The 14,439-nt window shown below is 64.2% G+C and carries 11 protein-coding genes; 6 read left to right on the top strand and 5 right to left on the bottom strand.

Going from position 1 to position 14,439, the window contains the following annotated elements:
- Positions 1 to 170: 170 nt before the first annotated feature.
- The 3 genes from ASD37_RS30510 to ASD37_RS30520 form a co-directional block, all read right to left on the bottom strand.
- Positions 171 to 893 carry an alpha/beta fold hydrolase gene (locus tag ASD37_RS30510; RefSeq protein WP_056561017.1) on the bottom strand — a complete coding sequence of 241 codons (723 nt, stop codon included), beginning with the start codon at positions 891 to 893 and terminating at the stop codon, positions 171 to 173.
- A 33-nt stretch (positions 894 to 926) separates the two neighbouring features.
- Positions 927 to 2,090, bottom strand: a complete 1,164-nt coding sequence (locus ASD37_RS30515; RefSeq protein WP_056561020.1) for an FAD-dependent monooxygenase — start codon at positions 2,088 to 2,090, stop codon at positions 927 to 929.
- Between the two features lie 413 nt (positions 2,091 to 2,503).
- Positions 2,504 to 3,175 (bottom strand): GntR family transcriptional regulator, encoded by a 672-nt coding sequence (locus ASD37_RS30520; RefSeq protein WP_056561154.1) that lies wholly within the window; start codon positions 3,173 to 3,175, stop codon positions 2,504 to 2,506.
- Positions 3,176 to 3,330: 155 nt separating this feature from the next.
- Between ASD37_RS30520 and ASD37_RS30525 the strand changes: the two genes are divergently transcribed.
- The 4 genes from ASD37_RS30525 to ASD37_RS30540 are packed head-to-tail and all read left to right on the top strand — an operon-like array spanning position 3,331 to position 8,885.
- Positions 3,331 to 5,127, top strand: coding sequence for an FAD-dependent monooxygenase (locus ASD37_RS30525; RefSeq protein WP_056561022.1), 1,797 nt, complete (start codon positions 3,331 to 3,333; stop codon positions 5,125 to 5,127).
- Positions 5,124 to 5,990, top strand: a complete 867-nt coding sequence (locus ASD37_RS30530) for a fumarylacetoacetate hydrolase family protein (RefSeq protein WP_056561025.1) — start codon at positions 5,124 to 5,126, stop codon at positions 5,988 to 5,990. Before ASD37_RS30525 ends, ASD37_RS30530 begins: the two co-directional genes overlap by 4 nt.
- 11 nt (positions 5,991 to 6,001) lie before the next feature.
- Positions 6,002 to 6,925: a VOC family protein gene (locus tag ASD37_RS30535; RefSeq protein WP_056561028.1), complete on the top strand. Its 924-nt coding sequence runs from the start codon at positions 6,002 to 6,004 to the stop codon at positions 6,923 to 6,925.
- Entirely contained in the window at positions 6,915 to 8,885 is a 1,971-nt protein-coding gene (locus tag ASD37_RS30540; RefSeq protein WP_056561031.1) for an acetoacetate--CoA ligase, read from the top strand. Before ASD37_RS30535 ends, ASD37_RS30540 begins: the two co-directional genes overlap by 11 nt.
- 803 nt (positions 8,886 to 9,688) lie before the next feature.
- Here ASD37_RS30540 and ASD37_RS30545 read toward each other — a convergent pair.
- Together ASD37_RS30545 and ASD37_RS30550 are read right to left on the bottom strand one after the other, a co-directional pair.
- Positions 9,689 to 10,807, bottom strand: a complete 1,119-nt coding sequence (locus tag ASD37_RS30545; protein ID WP_056561034.1) for a CaiB/BaiF CoA-transferase family protein — start codon at positions 10,805 to 10,807, stop codon at positions 9,689 to 9,691.
- Positions 10,808 to 10,866: 59 nt separating this feature from the next.
- Complete coding sequence (locus ASD37_RS30550; RefSeq protein ID WP_056561037.1) at positions 10,867 to 12,060, bottom strand: acyl-CoA dehydrogenase family protein; 1,194 nt, start codon at positions 12,058 to 12,060, stop codon at positions 10,867 to 10,869.
- 551 nt (positions 12,061 to 12,611) lie between these two features.
- On the opposite strand from ASD37_RS30550, the gene ASD37_RS30555 reads away from it, so the two are divergent.
- Complete coding sequence (locus tag ASD37_RS30555) at positions 12,612 to 14,063, top strand: APC family permease (RefSeq protein WP_235568604.1); 1,452 nt, start codon at positions 12,612 to 12,614, stop codon at positions 14,061 to 14,063.
- Position 14,064: 1 nt separating this feature from the next.
- Positions 14,065 to 14,430 (top strand): hypothetical protein, encoded by a 366-nt coding sequence (locus ASD37_RS30560; RefSeq protein ID WP_056561040.1) that lies wholly within the window; start codon positions 14,065 to 14,067, stop codon positions 14,428 to 14,430.
- The last annotated feature ends 9 nt before the right edge of the window (positions 14,431 to 14,439 follow it).

The following is a 14,439-nucleotide window of genomic DNA, read 5'->3' on the forward strand; positions in this document are numbered from 1 at the left end:
GTATTCGCGTGGTCTTGCAGTGCCACGGGTTCCGCTCTTCAAGGCAAGCGAACGGCCATCCGTCCCGCTCGAGAACCTGCGCTTCCACGCCGATTACCGGCGGCGACCGTACGTGTCACCGTTGGCGTTCGACACGCTGAGGAGTCACAACCTCGAAGAAAGTCGTCCCGTCAGGTTCCAGAGGTTGAGGCCTGCCCCAGAATCGACTCCAGCAGATCAGCGAACGCACCTGTTTGCGACAGAAACGGTGAATGGCCGCTCTGTATGCGACGTGTGGATCCGCAGTTGGCGGCCATGCCCTCCTGAGCGATGCTCGGCAGTGCGTTGTCCAGGTCGCACACCACGTAGGTGGACGGGATCGTGTGATATGCCGCCTGCGTGAGCGCGTCCTCGTACGCGCGTTTGCTGTGGGGTCTCAGCTGGGCTACCAGGTCAGCGGCCTGGGCGGCCGGGATGTCGGAGTAGAAGACGGTTTCTGGCGACGCTGGCGTTATCGTGTCGCCTCCGTCGACCCACCACGGCGGGACGTTGCCATCAAAGGCGCCGAGGAGCGACGTCCCGACGTCGAGAACGAACGCGGCCACGTAGACGATGTGCCGAACCTCGTCGGTAGAACCAACCAGCCCTTGCGTCACAGGAACGCCACCGTAGGAGTGGGCCACGACGACTACGGGACCACCAATGTCCTGGACCGCGCGTCGGACACAGTCGGCGTCGTCGAAGACACCTGTGCTGAGCGTCGAATGATTCGTCGTGGTGGGCAAATCGACGGCGGCGGTTCGAAATCCCCGGTGCTCCAGGATCGTGCGGAGCGGCCCCCAGCACCAGGAGCCGTGCCACGCGCCGTGAACGAAGAGCAGGGTGGGGAAGCTGTAGTGATTCGTGCAGGACATCGACGACTCCTTGCAAGGGACGGGCAAGCGCTGTTAGACCGGCACTGTGAATGGATCGTTGCCGTAGATCCACCCGAAGGTGTCGAACGACGACGACGTGGCTAGTTGTCGATCACGCTGCTGTTGACCCTCACCGTCGGCGAGGTGGTAGATGACGTTGTTGGTCCAGGACTGGCGCTGCACTTCCGCAGTGTGGTCGCGGCGGGCCGCTTCGTAACGACGCAGCCCGGCGGGGAGATCGCTTGCTGATGACAGCAACGCCTCGCTGAGAGCCGCCGCGTCGCCGATGGCTTGGGCGGCACCCTGGGCAAGGAACGGTAGCATCGGATGGCAGGCGTCTCCGAGCAGCGACGTCGACCCAGTTGACCACTGCGGCAATGGATCACGGTCATAGAGCGACCAGCGATATACGGGGTCGGTTACCGCTTCGAGGATGCGAACGACGCCGGGACACCACCCCGCGAACTGGCTGCGCAACTCAGCAGCCAGACCCAGGGTGGTCCAGGATTCTGAGGCTCGCTGTGGTTCGGGGACCACTGCGACGACATTGAGGTAGGCAGCGCCGACGCCGACGGGATAGGCCACGACGTGACGATCCGGGCCCGTCCAGTTACGGACGACGTCGTCGAAGTCCAGCAGCTCACGGGGTACGAGTGCCCGGTAGGCGCACATGCCGGAGAATCGTGGTGACGCGTCGCCCACGGTGTGCGAGCGGATCGTGGAGTGCACGCCGTCCGCTCCGATTACGATGTCGCCGGTTTCGGAACTTCCGTCGGAGAATTTTACGACGGGCCTTCCCTCGACCTCTCTGACCGATTCGGCCGACGCCCCGAAGCGGACCGTGCCGGTGGCAAGGTTGGCCGCGAGGATGTCGATCAGCTGTGGCCGGTACATCGTGTAGTACGGAGCCCCGAAGAGTTCCACCGCCGACTGAACCGGTGCGCCACCCAATACGCGACCGTCCTCCCAGCGCAGGAAGTTCAGCTGTGACGGCACCACGCCGTAACGATGGAGGTCCTCGCCCATCCCCAGACGAATGAGCACCCGCGTGGCATTGGGCCCCAGTTGGACACCGGCGCCCACCTCGCCGAAGGCGGGCGCCCGCTCGACCACCCGGACATCGAACCCGCTGCGCTGCAATGCGATAGCCGCGGTCAACCCGCCAATTCCGGCTCCAACGATGACCACGCGCACCATGGCGCACCTTCCTTCCGTTTCGTAACCCAGATCACAATCGATTCCCGGGCACGGTAACACCGGGCTGCCTAATTTTGCAATTACCTCGAAGTTGCGAAATTTCTGTACGACGAAGGTGTTCGCCGTCGTCGATGCGACGCCTCGAAATCGTGTAGGGAATCGTCGTGGTCATGGAGTCGCCTACGCGACATTCGCTCCGCCTCGTCGAGCAACTCCACTGCGGTGGTCGCTGGGCTCCGTCGCGTATTCGTCAGTGGACGCACCCGTGACTCGAGTTGACGTGTGGCCCAGGTAGCCGCTACGGACCGGAAGCGGTTGGGCTGCAATAAAAGACGCGCGTCAGCCAAGTTTCGCGTAAACCCGGTGGCCGTCCCGGATGCGCTAACGGTCGGGTGGCGGGAATCGATCGAAGATCAGTGGTCCGCGTGATGGGTTCGGGCGTAGTCGACGAGGATGTCGGTGGTGCGCTGGATGTGGCGGGCCAGCGCACTGGCGGCGTCGTCGGGCTGCCGGGCGATGGTGAGGTCAGCGAGTTCGCGGTGCTCGCAGGCGACGTCTCGGTCGGCGGGCTCACCGAGTGTGCGCGACCAGAACATGTACAACTCCGAGCGGTCACGTAGCGAGGCGGCGATCGATTGCAGGTGGGTGTTGTCGCTACCGGCCAGAAGCGCTGCGTGGAAGTCGCGATGCGCCGGGCCGAACCGTGGGTTGATGGCTCCGTCGAGATACATCGGGGTGGCGGCGAGCTGATGGTGGACTCCGACGAGGAACGCTTCCCACTCCAGGCTTCCGCGGGCGATGGACTCCCGGAGGGTGGCGGTCTCGATGATGATCCTGGCGCGAGTGAGTTCGTGGAGGTCGTCGACCGATAGCGAAAGCGTGCTGAATCCGCGCTGTGGATTGGCTTGCAAGAGATTCTGTTCGGCGAGGCGGCTCATGGCTTCACGCACGACCGACAGGCTCACGTCGAAGCGCTCGCTGTAGTCGGCGAGCTTCATCTTGGTTCCGGGGGGAATGCCGCCGGTGAGGACTTCGTCGCGGATCGCGTCGTACACCGCTCCAACTCGGGTGGGCGAGCCACTCATCTTCACGGCGCGATCATACCTCTGGCTGCGCCAAATGACGGATAAGGGGCTAAATTACGAAATTATGTTGCTCTTCTGAAATAACGCGAGTAGAACTGGTGCTGTCCGTCACGTGCCAACGCCGACGCAGAGTTGCGTCCGAGAGGTGGATCGCCATGAGCGCATCGCAAATCCCCGTCCTGATCGTCGGCGGCGGGGGTGCGGGCTTGGCCGCTTCCACCATCTTGTCTTCGCAGGGAGTGGAGTCCTTGCTCGTCAGCGCACTCCCGACGACGTCGATTCTGCCCAAGGCGCACGTCCTGAACCAACGTTCGATGGAGATCTTCACCGAGGTCGGCATCGCTGACGCCATCTATGAAAGGTCGACTCCTGCAGTCAACTTCGTCGCGACCGGTTTCTATGCCGGACTGGCGGGGGACAACCCCAACTACGGACGCGAGATCGGAAAGCTGGAGCTGTGGGGCGCCGGTGACCGCGATCCGGAGTACGTCGACGCGAGTCCGTGCCGTACCGCCAACTTGCCCCAGATCCGACTCGAACCGGTGCTCAAGTCGCATGCCGAGCTGCTCAACCCCGATGGTGTCAGGTTCAATCACGAGTTGGTGGCCCTCGTTCAGGACGAGACGGGCGTGCGGAGCACGATTCGAGACAGGGCCACCGGCGAGGAATATGAGGTGCACTCGCAGTACGTGATTGCCGCCGATGGCGGCCGCACCGTGGGCAAGCTGGTCGGTATCGAGCTGGACGGTCAGCGCAACGTCCTCGACATGGTGTCCGTGCACCTGAGTGCCGATCTGGCGGACCTTCTCGACGATGACTCGGTGTTCCTGCGCTGGTTGGTCAATCCCGAATACGGCGGTACCTTCACCGGCGGCATCCTGTGCCCGATGGGCCCCGAGCACTGGGGGACCAGATCCGAAGAATGGGTGTTCCACCTGGGCTACCCCCACGGTGACCCCGACGCCGGCGATCGCGAGAAGGTGATCGCCCGCATGCGAGCGGTGTTGGGGCTGCCCGAGTTCGATCCGAAGATCCATGCGATCTCGATCTGGACGATGGAGGGTTTGCTCGCCAACCACTTCCGGGTCGGGCGGGTGTTCGTAGTCGGGGACGCCGCCCACAAGCATCCACCAACGGGCGGGTTGGGACTGAATTCCGCGATCCACGACGCACACAATCTGTGCTGGAAGCTCGTGCAGGTGCTCGCCGGCCGTGCCGGGGATGGACTGCTCGACACCTACGGCGCCGAGCGGCGGCCGGTGGACGCGCGCAACGTCGAGAACTCGGTCGGTTGCGCGATGGCGCGGTTCCGGCTCGACGAGGCGCTGGGACTGTCGCCGGAGAAATCCGGCGCGGAGAATTGGCGCGAAATCGAGAAGTTATGGGACGAGGCGCATCCCGAGCACGAGGAACGCCGCGACATCATCAACAACGCGCTCGCCGCGCAGACACGGGAATTTCGCCACCACAATCTGGAGTTCGGGTACACCTACTCCTCGGCGGCAGTCGTCGACGACGGGAGTCCCGAATACGTGCCGATCGACCCGATTCGGCTTTACGAACCCAGCACCAAACCCGGCCACCCGCTGCCGCACGCGCTGGTCTCGCGCCGCGGAGAGACGTTCCCGCTGCAGAATCTCACCCACGGTGGAAGGTTCGCGCTGATCGCGGGCGAAGACGGGGTGCCGTGGGTCGAAGCGGCCCGCGAGATCGCCGAGAGCACCGGTGTTCCCCTGGTGGCGTGGAGGGTCGGGAGCGATGACGCCGATCTGGCCGACACCCGCTTCGCATGGTTGCGCAAACGGGAGATCTCGCGCACCGGGGCGGTTCTGGTCCGCCCCGACCGATTCATCGGATTCAGGTCAGTCGGCGCCGTCGACGATCCCCGAGGTGCGCTCACCGAGGCGCTCAAGCAGATCCTTTCCACCACTGAATTGGGAGTGTCGCAATGAAATTCGCCAACTACGACGGACGTGCCGTCATCACCGACGGCCGCCACGCGGTCTACGTCGCCGACGCCAGCAACGGCAAGTTCGACGACGACCCTGCCGGGGTCTTGGCGGTGTGGGACGAATTCCTGCCATGGGCGCGCACCGTCGAACTCGACTACGGCTTCACCGTTTTCAGAAGTCGACTCCGGGCACCGTCGCCGCAACCGCGTCAGGTCTTCGCCATCGGCTTGAACTACGCCGACCACACCGCCGAAGCCGGGCTCTCACTGCCCTCCGAGCCAGCAGTGTTCACCAAGTTCCCCACCTCGGTGACCGGACCGGATACCGTCGTCGATTTGCCCACCGCGACCGTGGACTGGGAGGCCGAACTGGTCGCAGTCATCGGACGGCGCGCCTTTCGGGTCGCCGAGGATGCAGCCTGGGAACATGTCGCGGGACTCACTGTTGGACAAGATATTTCGGAGCGCACCAGGCAGTTGATCGGCCCCGCCGCGCAATTCAGCGTGGGCAAGTCGTTTCCGGGATTCTCCCCGACCGGCCCCTGGCTGACCACCACCGACGAGTTCGACGACCGCGACGACATCGGGATCGGCTGCTCGGTCAACGGCCAGACCATGCAGGACGGACGCACGCGCGACCTGATCTTTTCGGTACCGCAGCTAGTCGCGAAGTTGTCGGACATCCTGCCGCTGCTGCCCGGTGATCTCATCTTCACGGGGACCCCGGCCGGTGTCGGCGGTGCCCGCAAACCCCCGATCTTCTTGCGGGACGGAGACATTCTGCGAACCTGGGTCGACGGGGTCGGCACCATCACGTCCATCTGCCGCGCCGGTGTCCCGTATCCCACACCACGCGAATCCTAGAGGAGGCCACCATGGCATTGCACCGGCTCGGACGCGTCACCATCGGCGTTCCCAACGTCACCCAAACCGCTGGCTACTATCAGGAATTCGGTCTCACCCCGCAGGACGGGAACAGCTTCACCACCGTCGACGGCGGTGAACAGCTCCGGCTGGTGCACTCACCTCTCCGTCAGTTGGTCGAAATAACCTTCGGAGCCCAGGACTACGACGACGTCGCGCGAATCGACCGGCAACTGCGACAGCTGGGTGTGGCAACAGTGCTCGGAGACAGCCACGTCGAAGCGATGGAACCGATCGCCGGATTCAAAGCGGTCGTCGAGATCATGCCCCGCCTGGTTCAGACGGCCTTTCCTGCCACGCCCTACAACGGCCCGGGGCGCATCGAACGAGCCAACACCAGGGCGCCGGGCATCCTCCGTACCGGAGCCGTGCGTCCTCGCAAGCTCGGACACGTCGTGATCGGTTCTACCGATCAGGTTGCCACGCAACGGTTCTTCACCGAGGGCCTGGGTCTGAAGATCAGTGACGTCATCCCGTCGATCGCCGCGTTCATGCGGTGCTCGACCGATCACCACAACATCCTCGTCCAGCAGGCGCCGGTGAACTTCCTGCACCACACATCCTGGCAGGTCGAAGACGTCGACGAAATCGGCCGTGGCGCGACGGCGATGCTGCAGAACGACCCGGATCGGCATGTGTGGGGCTTGGGGCGCCACCACGTCGGATCGAACTTCTTCTGGTACCTGAAGGACCCGGCCGGGACTTTCTCCGAGTACTACTCCGACATCGACTGCATCGTCGACGACGCCCTCTGGCAACCGGGGGAGTGGGAGGGGGCGGCAAGCTTGTACAACTGGGGACCGCCGCCACCACCGTCCTTCGTGATGCCCGAGGATCTCGCCGCGCACATGACGGGGTCGCACAGTGCGGGCTGATCTGGCGGACCGCGGTGGAGCGATCTGGGAACCCCCCGCCGATTTCGTCGGCGAATCCAATCTGACGGCCTACCTCGAGTACCTCGCCACCGAACACGGCCTCACCTTCGAGAGCTATCGGCAGCTCTGGGAGTGGTCGACCGCTGACCTCGCCGCGTTCTGGATGTCCATCCGCGCCTTCTTCTCCCTCGACATCAGCGACCCGCAGACGGTCCTCGACGAGGAGGCGGGCATGCCGCGGGTCGAGTGGTTCCGCGGCGCCACCACCAACTACGCCGCCAACGCACTCGCCAAGGCGAGCAACGGCATTGCCGTCACCTCGCTCAACGAGGCCGACGTGCTGACCACCCTGACTGGCGAACAGCTGCGCCTGCAGGTCGGCGCGGTGGCGCAGTGGTTTCGACAGCGCGGCGTCGAGCCTGGAGCCCGGATCGTCGCCTACGTGCCCAACGTCGCCGCGGCCGTCGTCTGCATGCTGGCCGCAAGTGCGGTCGGTGCAATCTGGGCGTCCTGTGCGCAGGAGTACTCCGCCGACGGCGCCCGTGACCGCTTCGCGCAACTCGAACCCAAGATCCTCATCGCTGCCGACGGCTACCACTACGGCGGAAAGCAGCACGATCGACGCGCTCAGGTCGAGGCGCTCACCGCAGGTCTCCCGTCGGTGGAAGCGGTCCTCTGGATCGACAATGTGGGATCGCTGCAAGCCGACGAGTCGGCACACCGGTTCGACGAGATTGCCGCAGAGGGAATCGAACCCGAGTTCACCCGGGTGCCGTTCAGCCATCCGCTGTGGGTGCTGTTCTCATCGGGCACGACGGGGCCGCCCAAGGGCATCGTCCACAGCCACGGCGGCATTCTGCTCGAGCACGCCAAGTTCCTCGGTTTGCACGCCAACCTCAAAGCCGGCGCGCGGTTCCTCTGGCTGGCAACCCCAAGCTGGATGGTGTGGAACGTCCAGATTTCTGGGTTGCTCTGCGGTGCAGTGATCTCCACTTACGATGGCAGCCCCGCGTATCCGGATCCGGGCCGGTTGTGGCAGATCGCCGCACGACTCGAGTTGGACTTCCTCGGGACGAGTGCGGCGAGCTTGATCGCCGTTCAGAAGTCTGGGGCTCTCCCGCCGGTCCTCCGGCTCGAGACGATCGGCAGCACCGGTTCGCCCTTGCCGCCCAGTACCGCGCTCTGGGTGCAGCAGGTCTTGCCGGAGGTGTGGTTGGCCTCGGCCAGCGGAGGCACCGACATCTGTTCGGCGTTCGCCGGCGGGATCCCCACCGAGCCGGTGTTCGCCGACGAAATCCAAGGTCCCATGCTCGGCGTCGCGCTGGAAGCGTGGGACGATGACTGGCAGCCCGTGGTCGAGATGACGGGGGAGATGGTGGTCACTCGCCCGATGCCGTCGATGCCCGTCAGTTTCTGGAACGACCCTGATTTCGCGAAATACACCGAGGCGTACTTCGATCGCTTCCCGGGCGTGTGGCGCCACGGCGACTGGATCATGATCACTCACCGCGGAGGCGTGGTGGTGCATGGCCGTTCCGACGCCACCATGAATCGCCACGGTGTGCGGATCGGCAGCGGCGAGATCTATGAGGTGGTCGAGCAGCTCGTCGGTGTACGCGAAGCGCTGGTCGTCGGTGTCGAACGTCCGGACGGCGGTTACTGGATGCCTCTGTTCGTGATACCTAGCCGACCCCCGGCCGATACCGCAGCGTTCGTCGCCCAGATCCGCGACGCCATCCGCATCGGTGTCAGCCCGCGGCACGTCCCCGACGACATCGTCGTCGTCGGGGACCTGCCCCACACCAGGACCGGTAAGAAACTCGAAGTTCCCGTCAAACGGATCCTGCAGGGCGCCGACCCGGCCGACGTCGTCAACCTGGAGTCCGTCGACGACCCCGCGGCCTTGGCCCAATTCGCGCGCATTGCAATGGAACTCGAATCCGCCCGAGCCAGCTTGTAGACCGATGACACAGGGGGCGACGAGTTACGGACCAGGGTGAGATCGGCTCCGGCCGTAGGCGGCGTGGTGGCTGTCGGTGCCGAAGTTCATCGTGCCCAACGACACCGGGCTGACGCGCAGGCCGGATCGGCCCAGCAAGGACTACTCGCGTCTTCCCCGGCTGAGCCCCCATTCCCGCCACCCATCGAACGTCGTCGTGTGCCGTGCTCACATCAATGCGCGGGGCTCTGCAGGGGGCGCGGTCATGGATCCTCAGTCATGGTGGTGGGTGGTCGCGACGCCTCGGGTGATCCCTCGTCACATTGGAAACCTTGACCGACGGACCATGATCAGCGCGTAGGTTGGCCCGTTTCCTCGATGCTCGACCACTAGCCCGTCGCTACCCGGACTTGGGTCACTTGCCATGTGGGGGCGATGGTTCCGTGAGGATCTCGCGCGGATACAGCAAACGAGATCATTGACTCGGCAATCGTCTCTCGTGGGGGGCGGTCAAATGCGTTCCGACGGCGATGGTCTCGGCCGGTGCAATTCACGTGGCTCACACCCAGTGTCCCACCAGTGTCCCAAGATGCTTCTGAACTGGCGGGACGGACGCGAATAGGTGAGACATCAAAGGCAGTTCTACCTGCATGAATGAGAAGTATCGAGACACCCGTTCACCCCAACTGCTTCCCTGGGGGTCAAGTGGTCGCAGGTTCAAATCCTGTCAGCCCGACGCAGAAAACCCGCTCTGACCAGTGTCAGAGCGGGTTTTGTCGTTGTGGGGCTTCGCGGGTTTCAGTGAGTGTCCCGAGCGGCCGAGTTCATCGTGGGTGGTGCTGGCCCAGCCGAGGGGGAGCACTGCGATACGTGGACGGTGTCAGAGACATCGTGATGGGGTTGGCGACCTGTGGTGTGGAGCTGCCGGGAACGGCCACACGTGTTGGCAGACCCAGGCTCTCGGCGAAGGCGAAGGCTTCCGCAATGTCGTTGATGGGTCCCGCCGGAACACCCACAGCGGTCAGCGCGGCGTACCAGTGATCAGCTCCGCAGGTTTCCAGCACTGGTGCCACGATGCCGCACAACGCTTCTCGATGCTCGACGCGCAGGGCGTTGGTGGCGAAGCGGTCGTCGGCAGCGAGACCGTCGAGGTTCAGTGCCATGGCGAAGAGCCGGAATTGTTTGTCGTTGCCGACGGCGACCGCGATGGGCCGGTCCTTGGTGGCGAAGGTTTCATAGGGGGCGATGCTGGGGTGGCGGTTGCCCATCATGACGGGGACGTTGCCGGCCCCGAGGTAGCCGGAGACCTGATTGACCATTGAGGACAACAGCGTCGACAGCAGGTTGGTGTCGACGCGTTGCCCTTCGCCCGTCTGATTGCGGTGTGTGAGCGCCAACAGGATCCCCACCGTGGCATGGAGTCCGGCGAGGACGTCGACGACGGCCACCCCGACCTTGGTGGGTTCACCTGGTGCTGGCCCGGTGATGCTCATCATTCCGCCGACGGCTTGGACGAGGAGGTCGTATCCCGGCATTGCGGCGCCGCCGTCGCGGCCGAACCCGGTGATGGAGCAGTAGATCAGGTCTGGGCGCAACTCCTTGAGAGCGTCGTAGCCCAACCCGAGTTTTTCCATGGTGCCCGGGCGGAAGTTCTCCACGACGACGTCGGCGCCGGCGACGAGGTCGCGGGCGCGGGACACGTCATTGGGGTCGCCGAGGTCCAGGGTGATCGATCGCTTGTTGCGGTTGATCGCGTTGAAGTAGGTCGCGACGCCGTCGGAGTCATAGGGAGGGCCCCATTCTCGGGTGTCGTCGCCCACGCCAGGTCGCTCGATCTTGATGATGTCGGCGCCGAAGTCGCCGAGCAGCATCGTGGCGTATGGCCCGGCGAGCACGCGACTGAAGTCGACGACGGTCACGCCGTCGAGAGCGGGGTGGGTCATGTGCGAGGCTCCCCTCCGCGTGGATACGCGGTCGTGGTGTGGTGACGAATTCGCGGGCGTTACTTGAAAGCGCCGTGCCCGGTCAGCGCCTTGCCGATGGACAGCATGTGCATCTCGGAGGTGCCCTCGTAGGTCAGCACCGATTCGAGGTTGTTCGCGTGGCGCAGCGGCGAGTACTCCAGGGTGATGCCGCTTCCACCGAGTAGGGTTCGGCACTCCCGCGCGATGGCGATCGCTTCGCGGACGTTGTTGAGCTTGCCCAGCGACACCTGTTCGGGGCGAAGCCCTTCGGCGTCCTTGATGCGGCCCAGGTGCAGCGCCAGGAGCACGCCCTTGCCCAGTTCAAGGGTCATGTTGGCCAACTTTTCCTGGGTGAGCTGGAAACTCGACAGCGGCCGGTCGAACACGTCGCGGCTCTGGGTGTAGGCGATGGCGGTCTCCAAGCTGTCGCGCGCCGCACCCAGCGCGCCGAACACGATGCCGAAGCGGGCCTCGTTGAGGCACGACAGCGGGCCGCTGAGCCCTTCGGCGAGGGGCAACTGTGCCGACGCGGGCAGTCGCACGTTGTCCAGGACGAGCTCCGAGGTCACCGACGCGCGCAACGAGAGTTTCTTGTGGATCTCGTTGGCCGTGAAGCCGGGGGTGTCGGTGGGAACCAGGAACCCCCGGATGCCGTCGTCGGTTTGAGCCCACACGGTGGCTACGTCGGCGAGGTTGCCGTTGGTGATCCACATCTTGGTGCCGTTGAGCACCCAGTCGCCGCCGTCGCGACGTGCGCGGGTGCGCATGCCGGCGGGGTTGGAGCCGAAGTCGGCCTCGGTCAGTCCGAAGCAGCCGATGGCGTCGCCGGTGGCCAGGCGGGGCAGCCACTCTTGCTTCTGCTCCTCGGAGCCGAAGCGGTGGATGGAGAACATCGACAGCGAACCTTGCACGGAGACGAAGCTGCGGAAGCCGCTGTCGCCGGCTTCCAGTTCCAGGCAGGCCAAGCCGTAGCTGACCGCGTTGGTGCCGGCGCAGCCGTAGCCGTCCAGATGCATGCCGAGCACGCCGAGGTTGCCGAACTCCTTGGCGAGCTCCCTGGGCAGCGTGGCTGATTCGAACCAATTCTCCACATTGGGCTTGAGCCTGGTGTCGACGAACTGGCGCACCGTGGCAGCTATGTCGCGTTCGTCTTCGTCGAGCAGCCGGTTGACGTCGAACAGCTCCAGCGGCGCGTAGGTCTTGGCGGCGGGACGTGATGCGGTCGCGGTCATTGCGGGCTCCTCGAGGGACGAAGTAGTTGTACTCAAACTAAGCGGAGGCGACGGCGTCACCAACCACCCCGAGGGCTTGGAGCAGTAGCTCGTAGAGATCGGTAGAGACGGAAGGAAACGCCAGACGTTGCCTGGCGTTCCGGCCGTGAGGTAAACAACGCCGTTGTCTAGACAATACCGAGTCGCCTCGGTCACTGGTCGCGGGCCGAAGTAAGTGCCCCCGGCGCGACCAGTTCGGCGGCGATCATGGTGCTGGCTGCGGCGGTTGGTAATCCCTCGTGGCATGAATCAACCGAGGTGGGGGCCGCCGCGGGCTTAACCGTCGCGGAAGTAGAGGTGAAGACTCTCCCCGCGGCGGCAGCAGCAGCGCATCGGTAAAAGTGCGGATTGTTGGCACGTCACGTGCTGGTTACCTTGTCTTCACCGCCTAGTCCTGAGTCGACACAGCCGCCGGCCCGCGGAACAGATGATCTGCCTGCTCTATTCGCCTGGCCCGATTTCCGAAAGCCGCACGCTATGGAAATCGCCTCACTCACCGGAAGGTCCGACCCATGAACGCGGTCGACGACAACACTGATTCGGCAAACGCCGAGCTGGAAAAATTTGGGTACAAGCACGAGTTGAAGCGGTCCATGAGTTTGGCCGACGTGGTGATCTACGGACTCATCTACATGGTCCCGATCGCGCCCATCGCCGTCTTCGGCATCGTGTACAACTTCTCGTCGGGCGCGGTGGCGTTGGTCTACATCGTCGCCGCAATCGCCATGGTGTTCAGCGCGCTGAGCTACCGGGAGATGGCGTTGAGCTTCCCGATAGCAGGCTCGGTCTACTCCTACGTCCGGTACGGAATCAATCAGTTCATCGGATTCTTGTCGGGCTGGGCGATCCTGCTCGACTACCTACTCCTACCCGCTCTGCTGGCGGTCTTCGCAGCGTCGGCAATGACATCCCTGGTCCCCGGCTTGCCGGCATGGGTCTGGATCGTGGTCTTCGTCGTCATCACCGCTGCGATCAACTTGCGTGGCATCACCTTTACCGCTGCGATGAACAAGATCTTCCTGGTTATTCAACTCGTGGTCCTGGGTGTGTTCGTCGGGTGGGCACTGGTAGCCGTTGCGCAAGGCAGGGGCCACTTCTCCCTCGATCCGCTGTTTCGCGCCGAAACGTTCTCCTGGTCACTCGTCTTCGGCGCCATCCCCATCGCAGCCCTGAGCTTCATCGGCTTCGACGCCATCTCGACGCTCAACGAGGAAGCCAAGGGAGGCGGAAAGACAGTCTCGAAGGCCACCATGATCGTGCTGTGGGCCGTGACGGCGCTCTTCGTCATTCAGGTGTACATCGCCGCGATCTTCGTTCCCGCCGGTACGGTATTCGCCGACGGCGACGACACGAACAACGCCTTCTACAACCTGACCGGTCAGGTCATGGCGCACTGGTTCCAGGTCGTCGTCACCCTTACTACGGCGCTCATCGCGTTGTTCGCCAACATCGTGGCGTCTAACGCTACGTCGTCACGCCTGGTGTTCAGCATGGCTCGCGACCGCCAGCTCCCAAAGATCTTGGCGAAGGTGAACTCGAAGACCAAGGCACCCGCCAACGCGATGATCTTCGTCACCGTGCTGTCGCTCATCGTCGGCATCTTCGGAGTCGAGAACCCTGCGTTGCTTACGAGCCTCGTGACCTTCGGCGCGCTGACCGCCTACATCCTGCTTCACGTCAGTGTGCTGGTGCACTTCGGAGCGCGCATGAAGAGCCGAAAGATCTTCGTGCACTGGGTTTCACCGATCCTCGGCGCAGCCGTGTTGATCTACGCGCTGTGGAGTGCCAGCGACAACGCCAAAGTCGTTGGGCTTGTCTGGCTGGCGATCGGAGTCCTGATCGCCGTGTACTTCCGGGTGACCGGCCGGTCATTGGCGCAATCCGACCTCGACGACAACCCGGTCGACGCGATGACCGGTGAACCCCGCAGCGCGCCCGCGACCAGCACCGAGAAGGAGCGTTGAGATGAGTTCGGCGACGACCCGCACGAGTTCAGATCGCACCGACGAATTGGCGCACCTCCACGCCAGGCGAACTCATCGACGAATCGCAGCTCTATACACGGAATCGGTTGCCGAGGAGCTAGATACGAACCCGTTCGGGCCGCACACCGACCGCACGGCACGGGTACTTCGATACCTTCGCAGCCTGCCCATCGCCGGCAAGGACGTCCTCCTGGCACTCGGCGACGACGGGCCATGGGCGATCGGCCGGATCGTCATCGGTGCAGCAGGAAACATGCTCGTCGAGGGTGAGCCCTTCGACGACTACTCCGCCGCTGCTCGCACTGTATTGCGCCGGCGCCAAGCACAATTCGTCAACAACGGTTGAACAGACAGG

This window comes from Mycobacterium sp. Root135 (assembly GCF_001426545.1).
Classification (GTDB): domain Bacteria; phylum Actinomycetota; class Actinomycetes; order Mycobacteriales; family Mycobacteriaceae; genus Mycobacterium.

Bases quoted from the DNA above. Each gene is read 5' to 3' on its own strand.
- ASD37_RS30510 (WP_056561017.1), bottom strand. From the start codon at position 893: ATGTCCTGCACGAATCACTACAGCTTCCCCACCCTGCTCTTCGTTCAC.
- ASD37_RS30515 (WP_056561020.1), bottom strand. From the start codon at position 2,090: ATGGTGCGCGTGGTCATCGTTGGAGCCGGAATTGGCGGGTTGACCGCG.
- ASD37_RS30520 (WP_056561154.1), bottom strand. From the start codon at position 3,175: ATGAGTGGCTCGCCCACCCGAGTTGGAGCGGTGTACGACGCGATCCGC.
- ASD37_RS30525 (WP_056561022.1), top strand. From the start codon at position 3,331: ATGAGCGCATCGCAAATCCCCGTCCTGATCGTCGGCGGCGGGGGTGCG.
- ASD37_RS30530 (WP_056561025.1), top strand. From the start codon at position 5,124: ATGAAATTCGCCAACTACGACGGACGTGCCGTCATCACCGACGGCCGC.
- ASD37_RS30535 (WP_056561028.1), top strand. From the start codon at position 6,002: ATGGCATTGCACCGGCTCGGACGCGTCACCATCGGCGTTCCCAACGTC.
- ASD37_RS30545 (WP_056561034.1), bottom strand. From the start codon at position 10,807: ATGACCCACCCCGCTCTCGACGGCGTGACCGTCGTCGACTTCAGTCGC.
- ASD37_RS30550 (WP_056561037.1), bottom strand. From the start codon at position 12,060: ATGACCGCGACCGCATCACGTCCCGCCGCCAAGACCTACGCGCCGCTG.
- ASD37_RS30555 (WP_235568604.1), top strand. From the start codon at position 12,612: ATGAACGCGGTCGACGACAACACTGATTCGGCAAACGCCGAGCTGGAA.
- ASD37_RS30560 (WP_056561040.1), top strand. From the start codon at position 14,065: ATGAGTTCGGCGACGACCCGCACGAGTTCAGATCGCACCGACGAATTG.